9 protein-coding genes are annotated in these 8,707 nt (G+C 33.3%); 7 read left to right on the top strand and 2 right to left on the bottom strand.

Features of this window, described 5'->3' with window-relative positions; all coding sequences use genetic code 11:
- The coding region (locus tag PCI70_RS11975) for a calcium-binding protein (RefSeq protein WP_333473570.1) at positions 1–948 on the top strand (948 nt) is incomplete at its 5' end.
- Positions 949–1,198: 250 nt separating this feature from the next.
- Here PCI70_RS11975 and PCI70_RS11970 read toward each other — a convergent pair.
- Positions 1,199–2,884 carry a DUF262 domain-containing protein gene (locus PCI70_RS11970; RefSeq protein ID WP_269915572.1) on the bottom strand — a complete coding sequence of 562 codons (1,686 nt, stop codon included), beginning with the start codon at positions 2,882–2,884 and terminating at the stop codon, positions 1,199–1,201.
- Positions 2,885–3,019: 135 nt separating this feature from the next.
- On the opposite strand from PCI70_RS11970, the gene PCI70_RS11965 reads away from it, so the two are divergent.
- The 3 genes from PCI70_RS11965 to PCI70_RS11955 are packed head-to-tail and all read left to right on the top strand — an operon-like array spanning position 3,020 to position 4,697.
- On the top strand, positions 3,020–3,316 hold the full coding sequence (locus tag PCI70_RS11965) for a type II toxin-antitoxin system RelE/ParE family toxin (RefSeq protein ID WP_269915571.1): 297 nt from the start codon (positions 3,020–3,022) through the stop codon (positions 3,314–3,316).
- Position 3,317: 1 nt separating this feature from the next.
- A complete protein-coding gene (locus PCI70_RS11960; RefSeq protein WP_269915570.1) occupies positions 3,318–3,608 on the top strand; it encodes an addiction module antidote protein in 291 nt (96 codons plus the stop codon).
- A gap of 36 nt (positions 3,609–3,644) precedes the next feature.
- Positions 3,645–4,697 carry an HNH endonuclease gene (locus PCI70_RS11955; protein WP_269915569.1) on the top strand — a complete coding sequence of 351 codons (1,053 nt, stop codon included), beginning with the start codon at positions 3,645–3,647 and terminating at the stop codon, positions 4,695–4,697.
- Here the strand turns inward: PCI70_RS11955 and PCI70_RS11950 are convergent.
- On the bottom strand, positions 4,694–5,278 hold the full coding sequence (locus PCI70_RS11950) for a class I SAM-dependent methyltransferase (protein WP_269915568.1): 585 nt from the start codon (positions 5,276–5,278) through the stop codon (positions 4,694–4,696). The two genes, PCI70_RS11955 and PCI70_RS11950, sit on opposite strands and share 4 nt — an antisense overlap.
- Before the next feature lie 865 nt (positions 5,279–6,143).
- On the opposite strand from PCI70_RS11950, the gene PCI70_RS11945 reads away from it, so the two are divergent.
- From PCI70_RS11945 to PCI70_RS11935, 3 genes are all read left to right on the top strand, one after another.
- Positions 6,144–6,470, top strand: a complete 327-nt coding sequence (locus PCI70_RS11945) for a hypothetical protein (protein ID WP_269915567.1) — start codon at positions 6,144–6,146, stop codon at positions 6,468–6,470.
- Positions 6,467–7,525 (top strand): relaxase/mobilization nuclease domain-containing protein, encoded by a 1,059-nt coding sequence (locus tag PCI70_RS11940; RefSeq protein WP_269915566.1) that lies wholly within the window; start codon positions 6,467–6,469, stop codon positions 7,523–7,525. Before PCI70_RS11945 ends, PCI70_RS11940 begins: the two co-directional genes overlap by 4 nt.
- Before the next feature lie 165 nt (positions 7,526–7,690).
- Positions 7,691–8,653: a replication initiation protein gene (locus PCI70_RS11935; RefSeq protein WP_269915565.1), complete on the top strand. Its 963-nt coding sequence runs from the start codon at positions 7,691–7,693 to the stop codon at positions 8,651–8,653.
- The last annotated feature ends 54 nt before the right edge of the window (positions 8,654–8,707 follow it).

Raw genomic sequence — 8,707 nt, 5'->3', positions numbered from 1 at the left:
GATGACATTGTTTACGGTGGTAAAGGTAATGATAACTTGTACACCAACGCAGGTAATGACATTTTAAGTGGAGATGAAGGTGACGATCACCTAGATGGTAACATTGGCAACGATACGTATTTATTTAGTCGGGGCCATGGTAACGATACTATCGTAGACTTTGATACTCATGAAAATACAGACCAAATTAAATTGAGCGATGTAGCATCAACAGAGGTTTCATTTACGCAAGATGGGTCTGATTTAGTACTAGATGGGTATGAGTCAGGTGATTCTATTCGTGTTCAAGACTTTTTCTTTGGTAAAGATCACTATATTGAAGAATTTAATTTCACGGACAAGCAATTAACAGCTGAAGAAGTCATTAGTCAGTTAAAGCAAAAACCAACGCAACCTACTGGATCTAAGGCAACTTATGGTACAGATGGTGATGATACAATTTATACAGAAGAACAAGATGACATTGTTTACGGTGGTAAAGGTAATGATAACTTGTACACCAACGCAGGTAATGACATTTTAAGTGGAGATGAAGGTGACGATCACCTAGATGGTAACATTGGCAACGATACGTATTTATTTAATCGGGGCCATGGTAACGATACTATCGTAGATTTTGATACTCATGAAAATACAGACCAAATTAAGTTGAATGATGTAGCGTCAACAGAGGTTTCATTTACAAAAGACGGATCTGATTTAGTATTAGATGGGTATGAATCAGGTGATTCTATTCGTGTTCAAGACTTTTTCTTTGGTAAGGAACATCAAATAGAAAAAATTTACTTCAGTGACAATACTGTATTAGATAATAGTTATTTCGATCAATATCAAAATGCTAGTAATATAATGATTAATGCCATGGGGGGAATTCACAGCTCTCAAGAAGTTTTAAACACTGAAATAGGTATTTCAAATCAACAAATAAAATTAAGTTCTAGTAACTAAAATTCTTAGAGGAAGTATTATTATTTATCTAATAAGTAATAATACTTCTTTCTCTGCTAAATTATAGTCTAGTCTAAATCTACATGCAGATTTAGGCTAAAGATCTGTAAAGAAATTGAAGATTTTTAACTAACTTGATATGTCAGTTTAAATCTTTATTTCTATAAAGACAAAAATAGGAGGTTATGTAACCTCCTATTTTAAGGATGTATTATTTGTTTTAGTTTAACTTTTTATATGGTATTTCTACTCATAACTCCCAGTTTTCTTTTAATACATTTACTAGTTTTTCTTGCCGTTTTTCCAAAATTTCTTTTGTCCAACTACTTTCACTGAGAACTTGTGTTGTTAAAATATATGATGAAACAGCTTGAGATCCTGAAAAATACACATTCTTTTTAATGTCAAAGTCATAATTTTGAGCTTTAGAATTACGTCTTCTATTTAAAGGAACTAAATTTGCAAGACGATGAACCCAAAGCCTACGATCTTCAGTATTATCCCATTCTTTTGCCCAATTACTTTCCTCCTTAACTGTTTGAGGTAAGACATGTTCAATAGTTAAAATTTTAGAATCGTATGTTGCACCACCATCTGAGAAAAAAGAATCTAAACGTAAAATAATATAATTTCGTCGTCTCGAATTAAGCGTATAGATATCTCCATTCAGAACATTTATCAAATTAGTTTTTTCATAATCTGTGAGTTCAATTGATTTTATAGGATTACTTAGTGAATGTTCTTGTTCTAAACCTAAGAGAACTGATTTATATCGTTCTATTCGTTCATTAATATTTAGACCACATATATGCATATAAGAAGCTAAACGCTCTAATTTTTTAAAAAAGAAATTCATGTATTCAGGATTATTTTTATTCTGAACAGTAAATTCAATGGCTGATGGGATCCAATCTGAATTATCTATACGATTTAACCATTTTAAATAACTATTGATTTCATCTGCATTTTTATCTGAAATATATATATTATTTCTAACTATATCGTATGCTTTTACGTATGGAGACAGTACATTGTCTATAAAATTTTTAGGTTCTTGATGTAGATTAAGGACATTACTACGAAACTCAACTAAAATATTTTTTTTAGCTTTTTCTTTAGAATAAATCATCCTTATATGGCTAAATAAGCTATTAAAGTCTTCTCTACCAATAGTAATTTCTAAGCCTTCCCATTTATCACTATACGTATTTTCTTCTAGTTCATTTTTCAAAAGCCCTATTACATCAGCTTTAATTATATCAGTAGGTTGTAAATCTAATCCACGACTATTCATTACAGAGAAGACTCTGAATGCTGTACTTTTACTTGATGTTGTTACTGTCACAATAAAGCATCTTTGTAATAAAAATCCTATGAATTGTTTTAATTTTTCGGGATCAGTTTTAAACAAAATTTCTAGCTTATTATTTAATTTCTCGCTATTTCTTTTGATATTTAATCTTGCTTCATTTTCAATTTGACTTTCATCTAATTTAAATAATTCATCAAAATTGAGTTCTTGAATATAAAATTTAAAAAACTCTTTATCTCTAGCCCTTAAGGTTAGTCTTGGTTTTGCTTCTAATCCTTCAAACTCATTACCTGCTTCTAAAATATAATTACATAGAGTTTCTCTTTGTTTACCAGCCAATTTTGATGCAAGAAGTGCTAATAAAATGGTTAAAGTAGTTAATCTTTGCTGACCATCTATCACTTCGGCTAATATTTTTCCTTCTTCTTTTATAAGAACAATACTTCCAAGAAAGTATTCTTCATTGACTTCAGACTCAAAAAATTCATACAAATCATCAAGTAATATTTCTGATTGCTCAGTTCCCCAAGAATAGGGGCGTTGATAAGAAGGTATGATGTATTCAAAATCTGAATTAAATATCTTTGCTAAAGGATGTTCTGAACCACTAATTTTTTTACTCATTCTTTCAAACTACTTGATTATTTTGAATATTTTACAATATAAAGTTTATGTTTGAAAATTAGAAAGAAGATAGATAAATATACTTGCATATTGTATTCGATCGAATACAATAAGATAAAAAGAAAAGGAGTCCTAATGATTGAAATTAAACGTCTGCCAGAATTTGATGAATGGTTAGATGGGATTAAAGACAATATGACTCGTATCCGTTTGAATCGTAGATTAGATAAGATTCAACGTGGCAATTGGGGAGATATTAAACCGCTTCAAGATGGCGTTTGGGAAATGAGAGAATTTTTTGGTTCTGGGTGGCGAATGTACTACATCCAACATGGAGATGTTGTCATTGTAATGCTTGGAGGTGGAGATAAATCAACTCAAAAACAAGATATTGATCGTGCGGTTAAATTATCGAAAACATTGGAGAAATAAAATGGTTAAAGTGGCTGATTTACCAAGTTTTGATATGGCTGAATCACTCAAAACTGAAGAAGATATTGTGATGTACCTTAATATTGTTCTTGAAGAAAATGATCCTTCTGAATTAGCACATGCCCTTGGTGTTATTGCGAAAGCTAGAGGAATGAGCCAAATAGCTAAAGAAGCAGGAATTGGTCGTGAAGCTCTTTATAAAGCACTCCGTCAAGATTCAGCACCTCGTTTTGATACAATTAATCGAGTAATGAATGCTTTAGGGCTAAAATTAACAGTGCAACACGTTTAAAATTTAGAATAAATTTTGAACCATTTAGGAAAATATATGTCTGAAGTAAGCTTCTTTCATTCTGATGAATCTATAGAAACAAACTTCCGCTCTATTTTTCTTTTAGGTGCTAATACGGCAACTTATAAATTTGCCTTAGCTAAATCACTTTTAGAGTTAAAAGAAAACAATAAAACATTTGTGAGTTTAGACGAACTGAGTCCATTTTTCTCAAAACATCTTGTTGAGCATATTAAACAAAATAAAAAACAACTTGTCGGTAAAGGAACCTCTAAATTACTCAATGCTTTATACCTTTACTCACAAGAGCAAATTTCAGAAGATTTGATGCTAAATGTTACCAAAAATGAAGGTTTTAAAATTGTATTAGATGCTTTTCATAATTTGCCAAAAAGACAAAGATCAATTTCATTTTTTGAAAAGGCAGTTCAAGATAAGAAAAAAGGCATAATTTTAACTGATTCACTATTTCAGCTTTTAGATTCAAGCGATTACGAGAATTTTTTTAATGAAATTGAGGGACGTTGGAATCTTGTTGAATCTGCATGGAGTGAAAATCATTTAATTAACGTGCAGTATGATACAAATACTGAGCAGCTTTATTATTTGAAACCAGTATCGAACAACTCATTTTTGCACTCTCATCTGAGAACAAATCTAACACCTGTTCGCAAGCCTTTGAATGGGTACCAAAAAGGGAAATGTTTTTACTGCAATAAGTCAATTTCAATTGAATCTAATAAAAAAAATACCTGTGATGTTGACCATGTAATTCCTATGTCGATTCAATATGCATCTAAATATGATCTTCAATTAAATGAAGTATGGAATCTTGTTTTGGCTTGCCAAGAGTGTAATCGTTGGGAGCAAGGTGGCAAGGCAGGAAACGTTCCATTAAAAAAATACATATTAGCTTTAAACAAGCGAAATGAATGGTTGATTGAAAGTAATCATCCATTGAAAGAGAATATCATTTTTAAAACAGGTAAAACCTCAGAAAAACGCATAGATTATCTCTTAAAAAGATTTGAGATAGCATGTGATATCCGAAAGGAATCTTGGTCACCTAAATATACATATAAAGATTAATTGAGTTTTTGTAAGATAATATTGATCCATTGTTCTGAGTATTCAGGGCGATTATCTTTAGTTATCCATTGCTTAATTATCTTTAAATCGAAAGGCATAAGCAGCGTTTCTAATTGAGTTTCATTTAAATCAGTAAAAAATCGACCATCTTTTTCACGGTCTTGATCACCATATTTAAAAGACATATAACACACACCAGTAATTTTTAATGCTTTAACAATACGACCTATTACTTCAGTTAAACGATTCCTGTCACAGTGTAAAAGAGATGCACAAGCCCATATACCATCATATTTTTCTACTTCATTTAAATCATAAAAACTGGCATGACGAACATTAATACCAGTCTGCCTTTTAGCCAGTTCTACTAATTTGATTGAATAATCAATAGCATCTATTTGATAACCATGTTTCTTAAAATACAAAGCATCTCGACCAGAACCACAACCTAAATCTAAAAGGTAACCCTTACTAGGAATATTAGCTAAGAAGGGTTCATAAAGATTTTGCATATTTACGTTGTAAGTTTTTTGATTAAATTCATTAAAATTTTGATCGTAATATTCGATGCTTTGATTCATTTTTGAGAATTTCATAATAGACAATTATTTAGCTCTAGATTTCGTTCTAGAATATTAATAATACCGTTAAAAGTGATATTAAATGAGTTTAATTATCCTAATAAAATGATTTTTGAGATTAAAAAATTAGAACAAAAGTAAATATTTAGCTGGTTTTTAACGTAATTAATTCGGTTTTGAGTAGAAAACTAACGAAAAAAATGGGTATTTTTTACTGAAAATCTTCAAAAAAATACAGAAATTTTCACGTTTTAACGTAGTTTTTAGCCATTTTTCTTTAAAAAGTAGTGCTTTTTTCTTCTAATTTGAGCGTTTTAACACACTTTTGGGACTAAAAAATAGTATTTTTATGACCCCTTAATTTGTAGTAACAGACCCCCTAATTTGTAGTAACAGACCCCTTAATTTGTAGTAACAGACCCCCTAATTTGTAGTAACAGACCCCTTAATTTGTAGTAACAGACCCCTTAATTTGTAGTAACAGATCACTAATTTGTAGTAACAGATCCCTTAATTTGTAGTAACAGACCCCTAATTTGTAGTAACAGACCCCTAATTTGTAGTAACAGACCCCTTAATTTGTAGTAACAGACCCCTCAATTTGTAGTAACAGACCCCTAATTTGTAGTAACAGACCCCTTAATTTGTAGTAACAGACTCCTAATTTGTAGTAACAGCTTTTTCTTGTATAAAATAAAATCAATAGGGGTAAAAAACTCGCTATTTTAGTGTGAAAATTAGTCATTTTTGGGGGTTTCGGGGGCTTTGCCCCTGAACAAGGTCATTCTAGAAATCTCGTTAGAGTTACTAGATGTGTCCTTGCTGTCTATAGTAAAGTGATACGTTTCCACAAAATCGCGTTATAATGACAAAAAAACGAATGAAAATTAAGCGTCCTCATCATATTAAAGTTTCATTGAGTGACGAAGAGGTGAAAAAACTAGATGAATCTAGGGGTGAACAACTTCGTGCCGTCTACTTACGAGAGCTCGGTTGTTCGCAAAAAGCAGCACGTAAAGTGAACGTTTTGAAAGTTGATCCTGATTTACTTCGGGCTTTAAATAAAATTGGCGGTAATTTAAATCAGCTTTCTTATTTTATTAATCGTTTGGATGATCATCATTTAATTGAAAAAGTTGAAGCGTTGGTTAATCTCAATGATATTCGCTTGGCATTGGAGCGGTTAAAGTGATTGTTGAGTTTTTTCAGAAGTCAGGCAAAACACCCCCTGTTGCCATGTATCGTTATTTGCTCCGACTCCGCAATCAAGATACCGATGAAGATCGGGCACAGGTTCGGTTATTGGCAGGTGATGTGAATTTATCGAAGCATATTATTCACGATATGAATTTTGCGACCAAATACACGGCAGGTTGTTTGTCTTTTGCTGAACCTGATTTACCTACAGCAACCAAATATGCGTTGATGCAAGATTTTGAAAAGACGTTGTTGCATGGTTTAGATGCCAGTCGTTACAACATCGTATGGATTGAGCATTTAGACAAAGGGCGATTAGAGTTGAATTTTGTGATTGCCAATCAAGAACTCGAAACAGGGATGCGATTACAGCCCTATTTTGATCCGATAGATCGTCCGTTGGTGGATAGTTGGAAACAAGTCAAAAATGAGCAATATGATTTAATCCGCCCTCAAGCACCCAAAGGAACCGCCAATCGAGCACGGTTATCGAAAAAAAATCAGGCACTCAAAGATGAAGCGGATGCATTGGTCGCACAAGCAGAGTTACGTTCAAGGCAACAGGTCATTCGTTTGCTTCGGAAAAATGGCTTTGAAGTAACACGGCAAACCAAAAATAATCTCACCGTTGAACGTGATGGTTGTCGGGTACGTTTGCATGGCGTGTATTATCAACAAAGTTTTGATGGACAGATCTACGAGATTGCCCCTGACATCACGCTAGCAAAGCAGAAGCTCAATCATGCGATGGATGTAAAGAAACAGTTCAATACGAAGAAATATGGGCCATCTGAGGCCATTGGAGAGATGATTCAACATGATCCCTTATCAAGAACCGCAAGAATTGTCGTTAGCAGTGAAAGAATTAGAAATGCTGATCGACAAACTCACACAGCAGAACACGCAATTAACCGAGCTGAACAACAGCTTGGTGATGCAAAACGAAGCGTTACTCAAACAATTACGTATGAGCAGACGTTAGAGCGATACCGAAGAATTGAACAAGAACGAACAGTCGCACCGAGATCAGATTTTAATTTTAATATGTGATCAAAATGTGGTAAAAATACAGGCATGAAAAAGCCCCATCAACTTTCTATTCTTGGCGGAAAGTAGTTGATGAGGCTTGAATCCTGAAAACAACAACGGAAGAAATCCGTCTATGCTTCACGAATAATTATATCGTGAGATATGGATTTCTCCAAGAGAAACCGTATGAATTACGCCAAAAACAACGAAACTTTACTAAAATTTAAGCACCATTTGCCAGAAAAACCGTATTGTTCGAATGATTTAGCGCATGGTTTAAAGATTTGTTCGCAAGAAACAGCACTTAAATTAAATTACATTCAAGCCAATCATCCCTATTACACGTACTACTTGATTTTAGATTTAGACTACGAAGCTTCACTGATTGAAATCTTGTATTCACTGATCGGGATTCCATTACCCAATCTATTGATTGAAAATCCTGAAAATGGTCGTGCTCATATTTTATTTGAGTTAGAAACTCCGATTTACAATACCGATGCCAGTCGTCAAAAACCTATCTTGTACGCATATGCTATTTTAAGAGCATTACAGCGTTTGTTTGGTGCTGACGTAGGGTACGTTGGTTTGGTGACAAAAAACCCGTTCTCGAGCCAATGGCGAGCATATACGCTATGTTCTACCCCCTATACGCTAGATTCTCTTAATTCATATCTTGAAATCACATGGAAAGATGCTCAAAAGCCAATCAAGCAAGAAGAAGCGATTGGTTTAGGGCGTAATTGTTATATTTTTCATACAGCACGTCATTGGGCGTATGTTGAGATTCGTCAATATCGCGGTAAAACCTATAGCCAATGGCTTGAATGTGTTATTCAGCATTGCATGGGTTTAAACCAAGGGCTTTCTCAACCTATGCAATATGGCGAAATCAAAGGGATCTCGAAGTCAATTGCACGGTTTTGTTGGAAGAATGATGCATACTGCTATCAAGAGTTTATTCAGCGTCAAAGCTATAAGGGAAAGTTAGGTAATTCAAGCCATGGCGGGAAAGCCCGTTCAAAACAATATACTGATCTTAGATACCAAGCTAAAACAATGTATGCAAATGGAATGCGAAAAGTTGAGATAGTTAGACAATTGCAAATTAGTAAGATGACATTAAATCGATGGCTTCAAAAAAGGTAACAGTGCAACCTAAATCAGATATTAGACTTCCTGTGCTTGCAATTAATATCAAAT

This window comes from Acinetobacter sp. HY1485 (assembly GCF_027568475.1).
Taxonomy (GTDB): domain Bacteria; phylum Pseudomonadota; class Gammaproteobacteria; order Pseudomonadales; family Moraxellaceae; genus Acinetobacter.
This window is presented reverse-complemented; position numbering and strand designations above follow the sequence as displayed.